This window comes from Allotamlana fucoidanivorans (assembly GCF_045788535.1).
GTDB classification, from domain to species: Bacteria; Bacteroidota; Bacteroidia; order Flavobacteriales; family Flavobacteriaceae; genus Allotamlana; species Allotamlana fucoidanivorans.
In genome coordinates, this window is record NZ_CP074074.1 from 2,080,576 (window position 1) to 2,101,292 (window position 20,717).

The following is a 20,717-nucleotide window of genomic DNA, read 5'->3' on the forward strand; positions in this document are numbered from 1 at the left end:
TTTTCTTGTTAATCATTATAAACCTCTGGTGAGTATATGTTATCGCATCTTAAATTGTTATTCGTAAAGTTAGCTTACAAGTTTAACGAGTTTATTTTTAGATGTACGTTTTCAAAGAAAATGTCATAAAGTAAAGAATTCATAATGTATTCTGGTCAGGAAAATTGAAATTTTTATCTTGATGTATCTTACTTACTGCTAAAACGAAACCAAAGTTATGTCTTGTATATACCAGCCTGTCTTAAATTTGAAGCAGGAACAATTTGATTTAGATATCATTTTAAGTTTCGGAAAATAAAGATTAAAAATAAAACGAATTATGATATTCAAATTAAGAACAATTATATTTTTTACCCTAACAACAACTCTTTTTTTTAGTTGCAATAAGAGTAGATCCAATAGTAATGAAGGTGCTATTACGAATAATAATGAAGATAAAATAATAGGAATTGTTTCGAATCAGTATGATATTCTGTATGATTCTGTGGAGAATAGAGAATCAAAAAAAAGATATATTCCACGTTCAATTGAGAATAATGAAATAAAATTTGTATCCAGTCATGACTGGACTAGTGGTTTTTACGCAGGCTCACTTTGGTATTTATACGATCTTACAGGACAGAATAAATGGAAGGAAAGAGCTTTGAAATATACGTTGAAATTAGATTCTGTTAAATATTACACAGGAAATCATGATATAGGCTTTATGATGGAGTCTAGTTTTGGTAATGCCATGAAATTTGATTCTTCAAATAAGTTTGATGAAGTAATTGTTCAATCTGCTAAATCATTATTGACACGCTTCAGGCCTCAAGCTGGTATCATTCAATCTTGGGATTCTAAAATTCATTTTGAAGAGGGCAAATGGAGATGTCCCGTAATTATTGATAACATGATGAATTTAGAGTTGTTGTTTCATGCCACCGAGTTGTCGGGCGACTCGATATACCATGATGTTGCTGTATCGCATGCTAATAAGACAATCGAAAATCATTTTAGGCCTGATAATAGTTCGTATCATGTGGTTGATTATGATATTGAATCTGGAGAAATTATAAGTAAGTCAACTCACCAAGGTTTTGCTGATAATTCTGATTGGGCCAGAGGTCAAGCATGGGGATTGTATGGTTTTACCGTTATGTATAGGTTCACTAAAAATCCCATTTATTTGGATCAAGCTATTAAAATTGCCGAATTTATAAAGAATCACCCTAATTTACCCGATGACTCTATACCCTATTGGGATTATGATGTAGATATTACTGAATCAACATCAAGAGATGCATCTGCTGCAGCAATTACAGCTTCGGCCTTATTGGAGCTTATTAAATATGTTCAAGAGGATAACAAATCAAATGAATATTTGAAATGGGCGAAAATTATCTTGGAAAACTTAAGTTCTGATTCATACTTAGCTAGAAATGGAAGTAACAAAGGTTTTATTTTGATGCATTCCGCTGGCATTGTACCATACGGAAAAGAAATAGATGTTCCTTTAAATTATGCAGATTATTACTATTTGGAGGCTTCATCAAGATTAAGAAAATTAAAATAAGAAAGTTTTGATTTTTGTTATTTGAAAGATTTTAATTTAGTTGTCTAATTCTATAAAATTGAAATATAGTCCAATTTTATTATCCTTCTCAAAGGAAGTTAACCATTATATTGAGATACAAATGTATTAGATTTTTTTTCAAAAAGTTTTACACTAATTTACAATTAGTCCTATACTCATATAGTCTATACCTTTCTTAAAATACAAAAAAACGGATAAGATATATGGTTTAATTGAGGGTGATAGTTTAAGGTTTAAAAAAAATCTGATGTAGATTATAAGTAATGAAAATATTCACTTCAAAAATACAGTAGTATAAAGGTTGCGATTGAAGTTTTTTGAACTTTCATTGAATTTAAAGTTCAAAAATGTGAACTAAATAATCTTCAAAATTTTCTAATAGTAACTTTTTTGTGTAAATATTTAAATTTTGAAAAGTCAAAAATTCTATATTCAAGTTTTTTTATTACAAATGTTACATAATAATACTCTTAATGTTTCAGTTTTTGGTAACATTTTTAAAAAGCCTTAAATTTAGTATCAGTTTATTTACTTTTTACCTTCTTGTCTTACTGTCAAAAGTAACTTGAGAGTATGACAAATAAATTAAAAGACTCTAAACACCCTTATCATTTTTCTTAAAATTATTAGTGCCGAGACTAATTTTCTTAAGGTTTTTTAGGTTAATATATATTCAGTTCAATGATAAAAAAATTAAAAATATCACGGAAGTCGTTGTTTATAAGCATATTTATTTCACTTGCGGTTTTGTGGGATATCAGCTCTCAGGATTTACAAAATGTTTTTAAAAATTTAAATGTTAAAGACGGATTGTCCCAGAATGGTGTTATGTCAATTTATAAGGATAGTGATGGTTTCATGTGGTTCGGCACTAGGGATGGTTTAAATAGGTACGACGGACATTCATATAAGGTTATCAGAAATGATATTAATAATGATTTATCTTTAAGTAATAATACCATAACTTCAATAGTAGAAGACGAAAAAGGGATATTGTGGGTTGGTACTGAGAACGGTCTAAACAAATTTGATCCAAAATACTTATCAGTAAATAAGCACTACCTCATATCTGATAACAGCGTTATAAATGGTGTATCTCATATCAATGATTTATGTTTTGGTATAAATGGCAATTTATGGGTTGGTACTATGTCTGGGCTTCATGTTAAAAAATCTTCTGAAGAAGGTTTTAAAGAAGTAAATCTTTCAACTCAGTTATCGCATTTAGCTATAATGACTATTTGTGAAGATAATCTTGGAAATCTTTGGCTAGGAACCCTGAAAAATGGATTAATAAGGTTCAATCCTACCACTTTTGAATATTCTATTGTTAGGGATTCAAACCCTGAAAATTATATCACAACTATTGTGTTAGATGATTTAGGTAACCTTTGGGCTGGAACATTGGATGGTTTTTTAATAAAAATTTATGCTGATAGTAATTCTCTTGAATATTTTGATTACAATAATGATTTTAGTCATTATCCAAATCATGCAATTAGAGATATATTAATCCAAAATAATAATACTATTTGGATCGGGACTTTCGATGGGTTATTTCATTTTGATTTGAGTACAAAAAAGACAATTATTTTTAGGAATGATGATAAATATAAAAATTCAATTAGTCATAATTCCATTAGATCATTATACCTTGATGATTTAGGTAGACTATGGGTTGGTACTCATTTTGGAGGAGTTAATATATTACAAGAGAATAACTTTAGATTTCAACATTTTGTCCATAATGCTTATTTGAAAAACACTCTCAGCTATAATCATGTAGGGCCGATAGAGCAAGATTGGGATGGTAATATATGGTTTGGCACAGAAGGGGGGGGCATAGATATTTTCAACCCAAAAACTAAGGCCTTCAAGAAATACATGTATTTGTCTCTAGGGTCAAATTCAATAGGTGTTAATACAGTTAAGGATCTTGAGATAGATAAAAAGAATAAACTGGTTTGGATTGGAACGAGAATGAACGGTGTAGTTTTAAGTAATCCATCGACTGGGACTAATTTGAAGTTTACAAGAAAAAAAGATGGTACGGGATTAATATCTGATAATATTACCTCGTTGTGTTTAGATAATAAAAGTAGGTTATGGGTTGGTACACGTTCAGGATTAAATTTAATTTCCAAAAATGAAAATGGCGAGTTTGTTATACGCGAATACAAGAGCTCAAGTGTCTCAGATGTTTGTTTAACTTATGACCAAATAAATACAATTTATCAAGATGTTGATAATAATATTTGGATTGGAACTAAATTAAATGGTCTAATGTTAATTAACGAGGACTCAGGAAGTTCCACCAGTATTTCAAAGACTTACGATTTAAGCTCTCCACAAGAGAATAACGTAAATTGTATATTTCAAGATAGTAGAGGAAGAATAGTGTTTGGTACTTATGGTGCAGGGCTTTTTGTTCTTGAAAATCATTCTCTCAAGAATTATCTTGTTTCAAGTGGCTTACCAAATAATATTGTATATGGTGTCTTAGAGGAGCAAGAAGGGGTTTTTTGGGTGTCATCGTCTAATGTGCTGTCACGTTTCGATCTTGCTTCTGAGACATTTGTCAATTATACACCAGGAAACGGCTTGTCAATTCTGGAGTTTTCTCAAAATTCGGCATTCAAAACACCAAAAGGGGATATGTTTTTTGGAGGAATTAATGGCTTTATTCGTTTTGAACCAGAAAAGTTACCACAAGACTTTGTGATTCCAAGAATAGTATTTACAGGATTAAAATTGTTCAATGAAGATATTAATCCCAAGATTAAAAGTGATATTTTACCTACAAACAAAAGAAATACACCTTTAGCCCAGTTTAATCACAACCAAAATATCTTTACTGTAGAGTATGCTGCCCTAAATTATCCTAGCACCTTTAAGAATAAATACGCTTATATGCTAGAAGGATTCGACAACAATTGGAATTATGTAGATAATCAAAATTTTGCTACGTATACAAACTTGGATGCAGGTAGCTACAAATTTAAAGTAAAGTCGTCCACCTTAAATGGAGCTTGGTCAGATGAATTTACAATCCTCGAAATTAGTAAAAAGCCGCCGTTTTGGAAATCCACATGGGCGTATTTACTTTACTTCATTTTAATTTCTTTAGTGTTTTTTATAATTAGAAAGTATACATTAATTAAACTTAAACTGGAGAACAATCTTAATTTGGCAAGACTTGAAAGGAAAAACATTGAAGACTTATCACGACTCAAAGTAAGGTTTTTTACTAATATTTCACATGATTTTAGGACTCCTCTTACCTTAATAAGTGGTCCCTTACAACAAATATCTAAACAGCTTGAGCAAAAAGAATTGATGCCCTTATTTAATATCATTGAGAGGAATGTGCTTTTGATGTTACGCCTGGTAAATCAATTAATGGACTTTAGAAAGATTGAAAGTAATAGTATTCCTCTTAGAGTAGAACAAGGCCAAATAGTATTATATTTAAAAGAAATCTCTTCAACTTTTAAGGAATTTGCTGTGTCTAAAAATATCAAATATATTTTCTATTCTGAAATATCTTTTGATGAACTATTTTGGTTTGATAGAGATAAGCTCGAAAAGATTATGTATAATATTTTATCCAATGCTTTCAAGTATACCGATGAAGAAGGTGAGATTAAAGTTAATATTCAGAAAAGCTATTACGAAAAATTTGACGATGAATATTTAAAAATTACAATTAAAAATTCTGGTTATGGGATAGATAAGGAAGAGTTAAAAAAGATTTTCTTACCGTTTTATAGATCTGATAACTTGAATTCTAAGACACTGTATGGAGCTGGAATAGGTCTATCTCTTGTTAAAGACTTGGTTGAGATTCATAAAGGGCATATTGAGGTTGATAGCGTTCAAGGTGTATCTACACTGTTTAGTGTTTATTTACCCATTCAAGATGTTTATGAAGCCCATCAAAAAATAAAATCGAAATTTACTTCTGCGAAACCTAAAATTTTGGATATAAGCCTTAACTCATTGTCCAATGCTGAAAAGCCCGAACGACCAAAAATAAAATCTAATGAAAAACCCACTATTTTGTTGGTTGAAGATAATGATGATCTAAGAAAGTATATTTGCCAATCGTTAAAGGATAGTTTCTTTTTTCATGAAGCAAATAATGGAAAAGTGGCAATAGATTTATTAGATAACATGTCTAAAGCTCTTCCAGATATCATTATTTCTGATGTCATGATGCCAGAGGTTTCCGGTATAGAACTTTGTAAATATTTGAAAAAAAATAAAAAGACTTCAGGAATCCCTATTATCCTATTAACAGCTCGTACCGATCCTTCTATTGAAAAGTATAGCTATTCTTTAGAAATAGAGGATTATATGACCAAACCATTTGATTTGGAAATTTTAAAACTTAAGCTGTCAAATATTATTTCGAGAATTGATCAACAAAAAAAGCGTTCTAGAAAAGATATTTTATTAGATAAAAGTGAGATACAAATAAATTCTAATGATGAAGAATTTCTATTACGTATTTCAGAATATATACGAACTCATATTAATTCCACAGACTTATCGGTAGAAAAAATTGGTAAAGAAATTGGATTAAGTAGAGTTCAGCTTTTTAGAAAAGTAAAAAAAATTACAGGTGTGGCACCAACAGAGTTTATCAGAAACTTCAAGTTAGAAGTAGCTGCAGAGCTATTGATAGAAGATAAATACAATATAAATGAGGTTTGTTATAATTCTGGTTTTCGTGATATAAATTATTTTAGAAGATGCTTTAAAAATAAATACGGTGTTTCTCCTACTAATTATAGACAGGCCAAGAACAGAATTTCTTTAAATTAACATTCTTCAGAAAGCAACTAGAAATGAAACAATGATTATTTATTTTAGTAACATTAGAATAAATAAGGAAGTATTTATTGCAAATATCTTTGTGAAAAATCCAAAATATTATGAATCCAAAACATCGTCTGTTATTAAACTTATTTGTTATTTTAGTGTTTTGTCGTTTGTCTAATGCTCAAAGAAAAACTGAAGAGAAAAAAGATTTTCCTCAATCAATGGAAATGGTTAGACAAACACCTTTTCCTTCAAGTGGGTCAATTAAGTCAAATCCACCATATTTTATATGGTCACCGAAGATCGAAAAAAGACTTGGAGTAGATACTTTCCAATTTGAGATTAATTTACATCAAGTTCGGTTATCGCAAAGTATTGATTTTGACACGCCAGATGTAATGTGGTCTGAAGAATTAGAATGGACATTTTGGCACCCAAATAAAATTTTGGAAAAGGGAAAATGGTATTGGCAATATGCTACCATTGAAAAAGGTACTAAATTGAAGAAATGGTCTAAACCGATTGAGTTTGATGTTGACGGAAATGAAGATCAATTTTTAACTCCAAGTGCAAAAGAATTTGTGGAGTCTATCCCAAAAGAGCATCCTAGAGTTTTAACATCCCCTGAATTAATTGGTAATATTGGATTTTCTAAAAAAGAATTGGATAAATTCTTGTCTTACAATAGACGTTTTCTTAATAGTAAATTACCAGAGAGTCTGATTTATAACGATGAAAAAGTAATTGAGGTCAAAAAGAAGAATCTTGACAAAAAAAAATTAACCAGATTTATTGCAAGAAATACTAAGGAAATATACAGGGATCAATTCTACATAAACATTTCTTTAATTAAGGCTTATTTGGTGTCAGGAGAAAAGATGTATTCTAATGAAGCTTTAAGAAGATACAGGTACCTCAAAAATCAATATGAAACTATTTTAAAACAAGGTTATTACAATGATTTTACCGAGGGTATGTACTTATCAATTTCTACTTTAATTTTTGATACATTTTATACCGAATTGGATTACAACGAAAAAAGGTATATTGAAGAATTACTTGTAGAACACCAGCGTAAGACTTACAAAGGGCTCTTGCACAGGGCGGGTTTACATTTGCATAAAAGTAGTCATTTGTGGCAGCATCATTTAAGAGATTTTTTTATTACTTCATTGGCGTTGACTCATCATGTCCCAGAAGCGTCAAAATGGTTGTCTTATGCTTATGAACTTTGGTCTATGAGAGCTCCAATAGGAAGTACTGATGACGGTGGATGGGCAATGGGTAACAGTTATATAGGAGCAAATACTAGATCTCTTATAGAGATGCCTGCATTACTCAGTAGATATTCTGGAGTTAATTTTTTTAACAAACAGTGGTACAATAACATATCAAAGTATTTAATGTACACCTCTCCAATCGGTCACATTGCAGGTGGATTTGGTGATAATGCTGATATAAAAAGGGAAACAATGGTACCCTTAGTCAGGGCAATAAAAATTATAAAGCCAAATGACACATATGCTCATCACTATATTGAATCGGCAGGTGAATTCGGTAATAATAGATCAAAGAGAGAACTAACTCTCTTAAATGATAATAACAATTTGTATTGGAATGCCATACAAACTAAAAATCTTTTTCGCAATACCGAAGATTTAACATATACTAGTATGAAAAGTTTACAATTAGCTGAGGATTTTCGTGATGTTGGTATTGTGGCAATGCACACAAACTTAGATAATCCAAATAAAAATCTTATGGTCTCTTTTAAATCCTCTCCTTATGGGTTAATAGGTCATGCTCATGCCGCACAAAATTCATTTAATATTCAAATAGGAGGAGAACCATTGTTTTTTAGAACAGGATACTATTCAAGTTCTTCAGATTTTCATTCATTACAAAGTTATAGACACACAAGAGCTCATAATACGATTTTAGCTGATGGTATGGGACAGAAGTTCCATTCAGATGGATATGGCTATATTCCTAGATTTCTTACTGGAGATAAGATAAGTTATTGTGTAGGAGATGCCTCCAATGCTTATAATGGTGAACTAATCCGGGATGCATTTAAGCCTTATTTTAAAGATTGGAATGTTGAAATGACAAATGAAAACGGTTTTGGAGACCCAGGTATAACGAAATTTAGAAGACATTTAGTGTTCTTAAGACCTAATATAATTATTATATATGATGACCTTGAAGCTAATAAACCAGTTGATTGGAATTGGCTTATTCATAGTAAAGATAACTTGAAGTACGATAAGAACAAGGTTTTTACAGAATCAAAAAAGGGTAAAGGTTGTTTAAATCTTTTTTCATCCCAACCCTTTGAATTTAAGGTTACTGATAAGTTTTATGCACCCGCAGTTGATTGGCTTAGTAATGGTGCAAAAGCTGGAATTAAATATATAAACCATTGGCATGGAAGTACAAAAACCCCTAAAACAAAGAAAAATAGGTTTTTAGGAATAATACAGGTGCTACATAAGGATGACAAAGAATCTTTTTCACAAATTAAACTAATTGATAAAAATTCATTTAATATCGATGGATGGAGTATTACAGCAGAGCTTAATTTGGACAAAAGTCCATCATTGAAAGTTATTGATGAAAATGAGTTAAATGGTTTTAACCTTGGGGGTGGATCTCTTAATCTGATGGGTAAGGAATTTAAGTCTAAAAATGAGAATAGTTCACTATTGGTAGAATTTAATGGAGAAGATTTTATCGTAAAAGAAGCAATTGATGTTCTGCCTTCTAGTATGCTTTACAGATGATAAGATTTTTTACAAGAGTAAGTTCAACAACTTTATAGTATGTATTTATCAAAAAACGGGTAGTATCTCATTAATTGTAGCCTATCCCTTTTTAGGGATAGGCTACACTTTTAGGGAAGGCTACAATTATAGGTTGCATTTCCTTTTAAGCTGTTTTTTTTTGGTGCTACGATTTTGCGTAATGCTCGAATATAGTTTAATCCAAAACACTAGATTACGTTTAAAGAGGCAGAATTGTATATGATTTAAGCACTTTATAAGCATCATTGGCATAAAGTTTATAGTTGCTTAGTAGTTAGCTTGTTTAATTAACTGTAATCTTTCTACTATTGATTCCTTTTGGAGTAAAGTACCAGGAGATAAAACAGAATTCGCTCCAATTTTAGAACCATCTCCAATTAACGCTCCAAACTTTTTTACACCGGTATTAATTAAATCATTTTCAATTTTAACAAGTATATTTTGATTCTGTTTTTCATTGTAGTGATTGGCTGCTACTGATCCTGCTTCAAAATTTACATTTTGGCCGATTATGCTATCACCAATATAATTAAGATGAGCTATTTTCGTTCCACTGCATATTATGCTTCTCTTTATTTCAGTACTTGGACCTATTTCTACATCATTTCCTAGGAAAACACCTTCTCTGAAATAGGCATTTGCAGATATATGGCAATTCTCCATAGCTATAAATGGTTTCTTAATTGTTACACCTTTTTCTATTACAGTAGATTTATGAATGGCTACACCATTTTTTACAGTATATTCTAAATCTGATAATTTCGGAATAATTTTAGAGATAATTTCTCTTAGATTAGAGGTCAACTCCCAAGGGTATAAATTTTCTATTTGCGGAAAAAAACTATTAAAACCTGAAATATATTCTCTAATTTCCAACATTTATTTAATACTGATTGATACAGATAGTAGCATTTTAAAAAGGGCCATTTTTTAATTCGTAGAGATTAAAATTGTCGTATGTTCCAATTGCTGGGACCATTAGTCTTAGTCCAAAATAACCAGCTCCTAATGCTTTTTCATCGTCACTATAGTTAAGTACTTGTTTGTCGTTTATTGTAAAAACAATATTGTTTTTCCACTTTTGCACTCTGATTCGATGTAATTCCTTAGGGGATTGTGAAGCAAAATCAATTCCAGAATCTAACATTTTTCTACCCGGGCTTTTTCTTAAGTTGGCTGTTTTTCGTATTGGAGCAAAATAGGAAATCCTATAATTGGAAATATCTCCTTTAGTGTATTTAGGAGCTGTACCATTTCTTTTAGCAAGGTCTGAAGAAAATATACTTTCCCCATTTAGTCCTAATGCTGAAAAAATTATCATGTGTAGGGAATGTGGGGATAATGATTTAAAGTTGAATGTTATTTCATAATTTTCAGGTGTCTTTGTTTTGTTCCATAATACTACAGGTCCACCTGAAAAGGATCCTTCGTAGGAATAGTCACTAGGATTTATTTTAAGATCACTAATCATTTTTTTTCGTAATACAGGATAGTAGTTAGAATTAGTGCTATTTATCGTTATTCGTCCTTTCTTCCACTTTTTGTGAATAAATTTTTGATACTTTGAATGTATTAAAAGCCTGTCCTTTTTTAGTTTCACTTTTCCTGGCCCTTCCAAAATCCAGTCTTCAAGATCTTTGGATTCATTAAAATTACATGCATAAATATTTTTGTAATTCAAGTTCTCTTTTATTACCAAGTCTTTATATAGTGCACTAAATGTCCCATCACCAGGTCCCCGTACTCTTAATGCTATTTTCGATTTATTAAAGATTCTCTGTTTTTTATTGCTTAAAGTATCTATGACTGTTTTACCATTTACTTTCATCCAAAACCGGCTATTTATTTTACCTACTTCAATATTATACCATTTTTCCTCGGTAACTACATCTTTTTGTAATCCAATATTTATAAATCCGGGATTTTCCTTAATAAATGCATTCGGTTGATGAAATGCGGTATGAAATGCAAATGCATGACTTCGAGCGGTAGACTTTTCTGACTTCCAAAAATTAAAATCACCATTGTAATTCTTAGGAATTGTTACATCTCCACCATCTAAATCATTTAAACCCAATAATATTACGCAGACACCTTCATGCTGTAATGGCTTGACTTTAAAAGTAACAACTAAATTTTCTGAATAGCTAGTGGGAGAAACTAGCATAGCCCCTAGGGATTCCTTTGACTCAGTCAACTTTACAGCTTTTTCATTCTTATCATAGCTAACAGAACCTATTCCATGCAGGTCCCAATTTGCAAGTTCATTGGCATCTATATTCGTGATTTGACCATGCATAAATATTGAAAACGTACAATTTAGAAAAAGGAAGATTAATTGTTTTTTGTGGAAATAAGTTTTTATTGGAAAAGACATTTTAAATAATTTTGATTAAAACATTTCACTAAAATAATCAACACAGAAATACTTGGAGAGTAGTTTTGTTCCATTTATGCTATACAAGTGTTTCTTTTTCTTGCTGGCATTCAAAACTACTTACATGCCTTATTTGTAAAATTTCAACTCTAATAAAAAGAGGCTGTCTAAAAAGGCAGTCTCTTTTTTTTGTTTTAGATTTTATAAAAATGTTTAGTTTTTCGTATCTTAAAGTTATGAAAAGCAACATTGTATGGAAGACCAATAGTCAGTCACAATTGAGTCTTCTCCCTCCGAGTTATGATGATTTCGTTCCAGAACACCACCCCGTTCGTATTGTAAATAGTATTTTAGATCAGATAGATATTCGGTCTATAGAGCGTACTTATAAAGGAGGCGGTACTTCTAGCTATCACCCAAGAGATTTACTGAAAATTTTAATCTACGCCTATCTTCGTAATTTATATTCTTCACGTAAAATAGAACAAGCCTTGGGAGAAAACGTTCATTTTATGTGGCTTAGTGGTTGTATTCAGCCAGACCATAATACCATCAGTAATTTTCGTTCAGGAAAACTCAAAGGAAATTTTAAAAAGATCTTTAATCAAGTTGTTATTCTGCTTGCTCAGGAAGGTTACTTGAGCTTAAAAGACATTTATGTTGATGGCACCAAAATAGAGGCCAATGCTAATCGCTATACTTTTGTATGGGGTAAAAGCATAAAAACCTCACGCTCACGTATAGAAAAACAACTCAAAGAATTATGGCGTTATGTAGAAACTGTATATGCAGAAGAAGAACAAAAGCCTAACGAGCCCGATAATTTTAAAGCAATAGATCCAGAGCAAGTCTCTCAAACTATAGATAAAATTAACCAAGCACTTCAAGGAAAACAAGTGGATAAAAAAGTGAAGCAAAAGCTTAACTATGCCAAAAAGAACTGGCCTGAGAATATAGCAAAATATAATACCTACCAGCAGCAAATGGGTAGTCGCAACTCTATGAGCAAGACAGATCCTGATGCTACTTTTATGAGAAAGAAAGAAGACCATATGTTAAACGGACAGCTCAAACCAGGATATAATTTGCAAGCATCTACTAACAATCAGTTTATTACCAACTACACTCTTGCGCAAACCACAGCAGATACCACCACACTTATAGAACATACAGAAGATTTTATTGAGGGATATGGCAAAGCTCCAGAATCCTTAACAGCAGATGCAGGTTATGGAAGCGATGAAAACTACACCTATCTAGAAGACCAGAATATCGAAGCTTTTGTAAAATACAATTACTTCCATAAAGAACAATTAGATGAGAAACGAGGTAAGACTAAAAAACCATTTGCAGCAGATAAACTATTTTATAACCATGACACAGATACGTATTACTGTCCTATGGGACAACCTATGGAAAATATTGGTAGCTATGTAAGGCAAACAGCTACAGGATATCAGCAAAAAATCGATAGATATCAGGCTAAGAATTGCTTCGGATGCCAGCTCAGGAGTCTTTGTCATAAATCAAAATACAACCGTATTGTAGAGCGGAATCACAAATTGGTTAGACTCAAAGCAAAAGCCAAACAAAAATTATTAAGCTTAAAAGGCGTTGCTCATAGAAAACAGCGTTGCTGGGATGTTGAAGCTGTTTTTGGTAACATAAAACACAATATGAACTTCAAAAGGTTTATGTTAAGAGGGCTTGATAAAGTAAATACCGAAATAGGACTTATAGCAATGGCACATAACCTTAAAAAAGTGAGTTTAGCCATATAAAATCACTTTGCCTGTTTTTAACTAGACTCGAATTAATATAGAAAAAAGAAAATCCTGATTAAATCTTAAATGTTCAAAAAAATAAAAGGTCGCCTAATTAGCTTTTAGACGACCTCTTCAGCTGACTAACTTAAACATTGCAATACTGCAACTCAAAACTACTAACCATATTATAATTTTCGAATTTTTATATTTCTAAACCATATAAGACTGCCATGGTCTTGCAAACCAATTAATCCTTTTTTGAATATTCCATATTCTGGAAAATCTTTCCATTTACCTGATTCCTTTTTTTTAATCCATTCTTTTGACCAAGGTTCAAATTCTAAAACTTTTTTTCCATTTAACCAATGTTCAACTCTTTCTTTCGTAAAAATTATTCTAGTTGTGTTCCATTCGCCAGCAGTTTTAACAATCAATTGATTTTTATCGGTATTATGCATGCCATAATCAGCTGCAATACTTTGCCATGGTTCTAACTTTTCTGGGAAGCCTCTTTGATCTATAATTTGGTATTCAGGGGCGTTTTGATAGGGAGCTGAATATTGGTCGCCTTCTTGAACATGGTAAAAAATTCCACTATTACCTCCTGTTTCTATTTTCCATTCAAGTTTAAGTTCGAAATTTTCAAATTGTTCATCGGCGAACACAATGTCTCCCCCTATATCACCTCCTTTGCCTAAAGATTTCAAAGTACCATTTTCAACTATCCAATTTTTGGGCAATTCTTCGGAATTGAACCCACGCCAACCATCAGCTGTTTTACCGTCAAAAAGAGTAATCCAGTTGTTTGTCCTATCAATCCTCTTCACATTCTTAATTTCTGTATTCTCTTTTTTTGTCTTGTCACTACAAAATGTAAAAACAGAAATACTCATCATAAGAATTAAAAAAAATATTATCCTTTTCATTTACTATAATTATTTGATTGTTTTCATTTCTACAGGATCCCAATTAATAAATTGGTTTTTAAAATAACTATCATTACAAAGTAAAGCTGGGGCAGCCGCCCTAAAACCGAATAATGGGTCTTCTACTACGGTACCTCCACTTTTTATTGCATTAATGAAGTTTCCAAAATGATCGTAATGTGCTCCTTTATACCCTTTTTGAGCTTTATAAACTGTTTCACTTGGTGGGACTATTTTTTTTCTATCATTAACAAATGAGATTTTTTCCCTTTGCTTATTTTGCTCAAATGGATCATTACTAGTTTGTATATCATTGCGTTTTACAACCACTTCATCCCATTTTACATCCATAGATCCTTTACTACCCACTAGTTTTAAATAAGTAGAGCCACTGGTACCATCTACAAAATTACATCTCAATGATAGATTGAAGCCTGGGTGTGCTTTGGTTTCGGGATATTGAAACATTCCTAGCAAAACATCAGGAACCTCTCTACCATCTTTCCAAAACCTTAAACCTCCCATTGCACTTATTTTATCGGGACCAAAAGAGTTTGTGATGAAATGTAAGCTGGAAAATAAATGAACAAATAAATCGCCTGACATACCAGTACCATAATCAAGATAATTTCTCCATCTAAAAAATCGAATTGGATCGAATGGTCGATGTACAGAATTAGAAATGAATCTTTCCCAATTAATGTTTTTTGGTGTAGCTTCTTCGGGTATTGGATATTGCCAAGCCCCAATGTGAGAGTGTCTTGCCCAAAACCCTTCAGCATAATTAAGTTCACCAATTGCTCCATCCTCAAGAAGTTGTTTTGCTTTTTCATTGCCCAAAGACGATAAGCCTTGACTACCTACTATAAATATCTTTCCCGATTTTTTCCAAGCATTAATTACCTCATGTCCTTCTTCAATGCTATGTATCATCGGCTTTTCACAATATACATGTTTACCAGCTTTTAAGGCATCTATCGATATTTGTTTGTGCCAATGATCTGGGGTGGCAATAATAATTGCATCAACTTCAGGGTTTTTTAGAATGTCTTTATAGTTATCGGTTAACACTAGGTTCTTGCCCCATTTTTGTCTTGCTGTTTCCAATCTAGTCTTGAATAAATCACAAACAGCTATTAATCTTACCCCTTTATGCTTTAATATAGTATTTACATTAGAAATTCCCATTCCTCCAGCACCGATTAAGCCAATTGAAATATTTTTTGAATAAGATTTTATTCTAGCTCTATCAAGGTAGACTATTGATGATAATTTTTTTTCGGAAGCCAGAGCTAAATTTGGTGATGTCAACAAAGCTCCTCCTGCTACACCAAAAGTTTTAATAAACTTTCTACGTGAACTGTTTTTCTTAAATTTTTTCATTTATTTTAAGTTTTATTACTTCTTACTAACAAAAAGCGATACGTGTTCATATATACTTTCTAACGAATTAACTATACGCTGAAAGGCTATTTTTGACTTACTGTAAATACTTATGGTGAAACAAAAATGTCTTCCTTTGCTCTTGATATTACCAATTTCAAAATAACCATTTGGAAAGTAAATATTTAATGTTTTATTTTTATCTATAAGGTATAAATCAAATTCTCCTACTACCCAATTCACAAACAAATCATAATTTTTTAAATTATTAATGGTCATGGTTTTTACTATTTGATACCTCACAGTTTTATTTTTTAAGAATAACTATGTTAATTCTGACATTCCAAGCATATTTAATTATTAATATTCCCATTTGGCGAAAGCTTCCATAGCCGCATAATGCGCAAGTCCAAGCTGATTGTATGTATCAGCCGTTTCTTTATTACGATCTTCTGCTCTTTGCCAAAATTCCCTACTGTCAGCTCCTTGAAAAACCACTCCATCTTTTTGTGATTGATGTTTAAAAATACCATTACGCTTTTGAATAACTTGGCCAGGGCTCATTGGGACAGCCATGTCAATGTCTTCAACATTCCATTCTTGCCATGCACCTCTATATAACCATAACCAACAGTCTTTCATAAACTCTTCGTGTTTTAAGCGTTTTAGAGATTCCATAACTATATCCAAACATACTTTATGGGTGCCGTGGGGGTCTGCTAAATCGCCGGCGGCATATATTTGATGTGGCTTTATACTTTCTATAAGCTCAATTGTTTGGGCAATATCCTTTTCGTCAAAATCATTTTTTTCAATTTTACCAGTTTCGTAGAAGGGTAATTCCATAAAATGAATGTGTTCATCATTTAAACCTATAAAGTAACTTGTTAATCGTGCTTCTCCTTTTCTTATTAGACTTTTAACTTCCCTTAATTCTGGTGTATCAGTTTGACCATTCTTTTTTAGTTTTAAAAAATCTTGAATGCTTGCAAGTATACTTTTGCATGCCGTATTATCAATTTTAAACTTAGTATTAAAATCGGATACAAATTTTACAAACTTTAAGGCTTCATCATCTTCTACAGCAATATTACCTGAGGTTTGATATGCTACGTGTACGTCATGTCCTTGTTCACATAATCTTTTGAAAGTTCCACCCATACTAATGATATCATCATCAGGATGTGGACTAAAAATCAGGACTCTTTTTTTTGCTGGCTCCGAACGTTCAGGCCGTTTGCTGTCGTCAGAGTTTGGTTTGCCACCTGGCCAGCCAGTAATGGTATGCTGCACTTTGTTAAAAATATTAATATTGATATCGTAAGCTGGACCAAAATCTGCCAATAAATCACTCATGCCATTTTCGATATAGTCAGCATCAGTCAGCATTAATATTGGTTTTTTAAGGTGTAGTGCGAGTCTTAAAACTGCTTTTTTTATTAATATATCGGTCCATTTTACCTTTTGAACCAACCATGGGGTTTTTATCCTTGTTAGTTCTGAACTGGAACTTTCGTCTAACACAAAAGTTGTATTGTTATGTTCTTGCAAAAAAGAAGCAGGTACTTGATTAGTCACAGGACCTTCTACCGAAGCTTTGATGATATTGGACTTACCTTCTCCCCAAGCCATTAGAATTACCCGTTTTGCTTCCATAATTTTTTTAACTCCCAGTGTTATTGCTGTCCTTGGAGTATTGCTTAAGCCTGAAAATTCTTTGCTGGCGGCTACCCTCGTAATGTGATCAAGAGCTACTAATCTGGTCTTTGAATTTTGAAGTGAACCTGATTCATTAAATCCTATATGTCCATTACCGCCTATACCTAATAGCTGAAGGTCAATGCCACCTAGAGATTCAATCTTTGATTCGTAATTATTGCAGTATTCCGAAATTTTCTCCTTTACTAGCGTTCCGTCAGGAATGTGAATATTCTCTGGTTTTATATCTACATGATCAAAAAGTAGCTTTTTCATGAAGTGTACATAGCTATGAACAGAATCAGGATTCATAGGATAATATTCGTCAAGATTAAAAGAAATAACATTTTTAAAGCTTAAACCTTCATTTTTATGCATGCGAACCAATTCAGAATAAACACCTTTGGGTGTTGATCCTGTAGCAAGCCCTAAAACACAATGTTGGTTTTGCGATTGTTTTAGCTCTATTAATTTGGCAATTTCTTTTGCTACTGCTTTTGATGCATTAAATGAATTATCAAATATTACAGTATTAACATTTTCAAAACGTTTTTCAAAACCTGTACCTTTATCAGTTTTACTAGTTATCATTATATAAAAATTTGTTTTTTAAATTTTGCGGTTATAGAATATTGTATCTTATTTTTTTCCAAGTTCGCAATAGTAACAAACCTGAAATGATCATCAATATGGTTAGAATAATTGCTTTAATGTATTCACCATAAATCCAAAACCCAGTAGCGAACATAGAAGTATAAACTAATACAGTACCCAATAACATCGCAGAAATTCCAAATTTAATATTCTGATTCTGTTCATTTATATTGAAATTACTGTCTTGCTCAACTGCTTTTCTTGCTATTTTAGTCCATCCTTTACCGTCTGGCTGTATCAGTTTGTAAAAGCCTATCAACGTTTCTTTATTTTCAGGAGGTGTTAAAAAAGTTACAACCAACCAGATTATTGTGGTAGTAATAACAACAAACGGATATTCTAAATAGCTTTCAAAGATACCGTGCTCAACAGAGAATAAATAAACGCCTAAAGGCGTAATTTTGAGAATTATGGTTAATATCCCAGAAGCAAACATAGCTGATATTTCGCTCCATGCATTTATACGCCACCAAAACCATCTTAAAATGAAGATAAGCCCTGTTCCAGCTCCAAAAACCAATAATATTTCAAAAAGTTGAAGTGCACTATGTAGAAATAATGCTAAAAGTGCACTTAGTACCATTAAAACTACAGTTGAAAACCTGCCCACTGCAACTAAGCGTTTCTCAGAAGCCTGAGGGTTTATTTGTTCCTTGTATAGATCAAAAACAATGTAAGATGATCCCCAATTCAATTGGGTTGAAATAGTTGACATATACGCAGCTACCAGAGACGCAAGTACTATACCTAACAAGCCATTTGGTAATTTTGTGAGCATTGCAGAATAGGCTATGTCATGTCCTAATTTGCTATCACTAATATCAGGAAAAGCTTCTTTAATACTCTGAAGGTCTGGAAATACTACTATTGAAGCCAAAGCGATGATAATCCAAGGCCATGGTCTTAAGGCATAGTGCATAATGTTGAAGAAGAAGGTTGCTGCAATAGCATGATTTTCATCTTTAGCAGCTAACATTCGCTGAGCAATATAACCTCCGCCACCGGGTTCAGCACCTGGATACCAAGAGCTCCACCATTGGACAGCTAAAGGTATAATTAGTAAAGTAATTAGGGACTGTTTGTCATTGAAATTAGGAAGAATTGAAAGTTTGTCAACTACATTTACATTAGCTAATAAATTTTCCAAGCCTCCCACTTCAGGTAAGTTTACCAAATAATAAGCAGCAGAAATGGCTCCACCCATCGCTATAAAAAATAGAATAAAATCAGTAAATATTACTCCTTTAAATCCTCCTAATGCACTGAATATAACAGTGATTATGCCCGAACCCACTACCGTCTGCCAAGGAGCCAAGCCTAACATTACATTTCCTATTTTGATGGCAGCCAAGGTAACAGCGGACATTGTTATTATATTAAACACAATTCCTAGGTATATAGCTCTAAATTTCCGCAAAAAGCTTCCTGGTTTACCTCCATAACGTAATTTGTAGAACTCCAAATCGGTTTTAACATTAGATTTTCTCCATAGTTTGGCATAAATAAATACGGTTAGCATTCCTGTTAAAAGAAAAATCCACCAAATCCAATTTCCTGAAACACCATTTACTCTCACAATATTAGTAACCAAATTTGGAGTGTCTGTTGAGAAGGTGGTTGCGACCATAGACACACCTAATAACCACCATGGCATAGTTCGACCAGATAGAAAAAATTCTAATGAACTTTTACTTGATTTTTTGGAAAACCACAGCCCTACAATTAAGATGATTAAGAAAAATGAAATGATTAAAGAAAAATCCAAAAAGTTTAATTTCATGATGTAGCTATTGATTTTGGTAATCCAAAAATAATCCCATAGCAAATCAAACGCGCATAAAATTGTTACCATTACAGATGTCTAATGTTGCGCTATATTGTTCTTGTTGAGTTGTTATAGCCATTAGTTGTTGTCTAGTTGGTTAAGCAAGGCTTAATCAAAAGTAATTAAGTGTTTACTAATTGAAGAAACGGTTGTTTTAAAATGCAGCATTAACAATTACATTGAATTAAAAAGAATAGCAATGATAAATAGTCGATCTGAATTATGTTAACTTGTGTTGATCAGTAGTTGAATTCTAAATTTAAGGAATTTTACGACTTCCAGTATGGGTGTTTCTTGAAAATCTCGAAGATGTCGTTTTTTTAACATCACATTGTCAGAGTATCTTTTTCGGAAAAATCAAAAAACATAATTTTCAAAAATATTGGAAGAACAATATGTGCTTTCATCTGTTTTTAGCAAGAAGTATCAGAAACCCGTTGTTGTAAGGGAGATGTTAGAAGGATTAAAGCAGTTAATTTAGATACTTTAAGAGCGTTCAAAATTCATTTAAAAATGATTTACAAGTGAATAGACTAAGATTATTTCAGTTCAGGGTGTGCTATGCTATTTTGTTACAAGAATGATAGATATTTAAAAAATTATTTCCTAAACATAACTGTGCAAAAAGACTCCAAAAACAAAGGTGATATTGTGGGAATAAAATTATTTACTATTTGATTTTATGTAAACAGTGGTTAAAGTCCAAATGAAGAAACTTTGAGTACTTATTTTAATTATTTAAAGGATTGAGGGCTTTTAAAACAATTTATTATTCGATAACAATTATTTTGATGCTTTTATAGAATTAGTTAGGGTGTTGTGAATCAAAAATACTCAACGATTTAAAGTAAAAATAAAAATATTGATAATGATGACTTGCAGTT

General features: G+C 31.9%; 11 protein-coding genes. 4 read left to right on the forward strand and 7 right to left on the reverse strand.

The window, feature by feature from the left end; genetic code table 11:
* The first annotated feature begins 319 nt into the window (after positions 1-319).
* The 3 genes from KFZ70_RS09440 to KFZ70_RS09450 all read left to right on the forward strand — a co-directional run bounded on the left by KFZ70_RS09440 (position 320) and on the right by KFZ70_RS09450 (position 9,183).
* Positions 320-1,555 (forward strand): glycoside hydrolase family 88 protein, encoded by a 1,236-nt coding sequence (locus KFZ70_RS09440; protein WP_139695048.1) that lies wholly within the window; start codon positions 320-322, stop codon positions 1,553-1,555.
* 702 nt (positions 1,556-2,257) lie between these two features.
* Positions 2,258-6,403 (forward strand): hybrid sensor histidine kinase/response regulator transcription factor, encoded by a 4,146-nt coding sequence (locus tag KFZ70_RS09445; protein ID WP_139695047.1) that lies wholly within the window; start codon positions 2,258-2,260, stop codon positions 6,401-6,403.
* Between the two features lie 110 nt (positions 6,404-6,513).
* Positions 6,514-9,183, forward strand: a complete 2,670-nt coding sequence (locus KFZ70_RS09450) for a DUF4962 domain-containing protein (protein WP_139695046.1) — start codon at positions 6,514-6,516, stop codon at positions 9,181-9,183.
* A 288-nt stretch (positions 9,184-9,471) separates the two neighbouring features.
* Here KFZ70_RS09450 and KFZ70_RS09455 read toward each other — a convergent pair whose 3' ends face one another.
* Both KFZ70_RS09455 and KFZ70_RS09460 read right to left on the reverse strand, forming a co-directional pair.
* A complete protein-coding gene (locus tag KFZ70_RS09455; protein WP_139695045.1) occupies positions 9,472-10,083 on the reverse strand; it encodes an LpxA family transferase in 612 nt (203 codons plus the stop codon).
* Between the two features lie 34 nt (positions 10,084-10,117).
* Positions 10,118-11,581, reverse strand: coding sequence for a DUF1961 family protein (locus KFZ70_RS09460; RefSeq protein WP_139695044.1), 1,464 nt, complete (start codon positions 11,579-11,581; stop codon positions 10,118-10,120).
* Between the two features lie 236 nt (positions 11,582-11,817).
* Between KFZ70_RS09460 and KFZ70_RS09465 the strand changes: the two genes are divergently transcribed.
* On the forward strand, positions 11,818-13,362 hold the full coding sequence (locus tag KFZ70_RS09465) for an IS1182 family transposase (RefSeq protein ID WP_394344290.1): 1,545 nt from the start codon (positions 11,818-11,820) through the stop codon (positions 13,360-13,362).
* A 170-nt stretch (positions 13,363-13,532) separates the two neighbouring features.
* On the opposite strand, the gene KFZ70_RS09470 is transcribed toward KFZ70_RS09465, so the two are convergent.
* From KFZ70_RS09470 to KFZ70_RS09490, 5 genes are read right to left on the reverse strand one after another with little or no spacing between them, the layout of a single operon-like run.
* The gene (locus tag KFZ70_RS09470; protein ID WP_139695042.1) at positions 13,533-14,273 is read right to left on the reverse strand and encodes a DUF1080 domain-containing protein; all 741 of its coding nucleotides are present in this window, start codon (positions 14,271-14,273) and stop codon (positions 13,533-13,535) included.
* A 9-nt stretch (positions 14,274-14,282) separates the two neighbouring features.
* Positions 14,283-15,656 (reverse strand): Gfo/Idh/MocA family protein, encoded by a 1,374-nt coding sequence (locus KFZ70_RS09475; protein WP_139695041.1) that lies wholly within the window; start codon positions 15,654-15,656, stop codon positions 14,283-14,285.
* A 15-nt stretch (positions 15,657-15,671) separates the two neighbouring features.
* Positions 15,672-15,959, reverse strand: coding sequence for a hypothetical protein (locus KFZ70_RS09480; protein WP_139695040.1), 288 nt, complete (start codon positions 15,957-15,959; stop codon positions 15,672-15,674).
* Between the two features lie 57 nt (positions 15,960-16,016).
* Positions 16,017-17,945: a glucosamine-6-phosphate deaminase gene (gene nagB / locus KFZ70_RS09485; protein WP_139695039.1), complete on the reverse strand. Its 1,929-nt coding sequence runs from the start codon at positions 17,943-17,945 to the stop codon at positions 16,017-16,019.
* A 31-nt stretch (positions 17,946-17,976) separates the two neighbouring features.
* Positions 17,977-19,788, reverse strand: a complete 1,812-nt coding sequence (locus KFZ70_RS09490; protein ID WP_139695256.1) for a sodium:solute symporter family protein — start codon at positions 19,786-19,788, stop codon at positions 17,977-17,979.
* Positions 19,789-20,717 lie beyond the last annotated feature (929 nt).

Bases quoted from the DNA above. Each gene is read 5' to 3' on its own strand.
- KFZ70_RS09450 (WP_139695046.1), top strand. From the start codon at position 6,514: ATGAATCCAAAACATCGTCTGTTATTAAACTTATTTGTTATTTTAGTG.
- KFZ70_RS09455 (WP_139695045.1), bottom strand. From the start codon at position 10,083: ATGTTGGAAATTAGAGAATATATTTCAGGTTTTAATAGTTTTTTTCCG.
- KFZ70_RS09490 (WP_139695256.1), bottom strand. From the start codon at position 19,788: ATGAAATTAAACTTTTTGGATTTTTCTTTAATCATTTCATTTTTCTTA.
- KFZ70_RS09460 (WP_139695044.1), bottom strand. From the start codon at position 11,581: ATGTCTTTTCCAATAAAAACTTATTTCCACAAAAAACAATTAATCTTC.
- KFZ70_RS09440 (WP_139695048.1), top strand. From the start codon at position 320: ATGATATTCAAATTAAGAACAATTATATTTTTTACCCTAACAACAACT.
- KFZ70_RS09445 (WP_139695047.1), top strand. From the start codon at position 2,258: ATGATAAAAAAATTAAAAATATCACGGAAGTCGTTGTTTATAAGCATA.
- nagB (WP_139695039.1), bottom strand. From the start codon at position 17,945: ATGATAACTAGTAAAACTGATAAAGGTACAGGTTTTGAAAAACGTTTT.
- KFZ70_RS09475 (WP_139695041.1), bottom strand. From the start codon at position 15,656: ATGAAAAAATTTAAGAAAAACAGTTCACGTAGAAAGTTTATTAAAACT.
- KFZ70_RS09470 (WP_139695042.1), bottom strand. From the start codon at position 14,273: ATGAAAAGGATAATATTTTTTTTAATTCTTATGATGAGTATTTCTGTT.
- KFZ70_RS09465 (WP_394344290.1), top strand. From the start codon at position 11,818: ATGAAAAGCAACATTGTATGGAAGACCAATAGTCAGTCACAATTGAGT.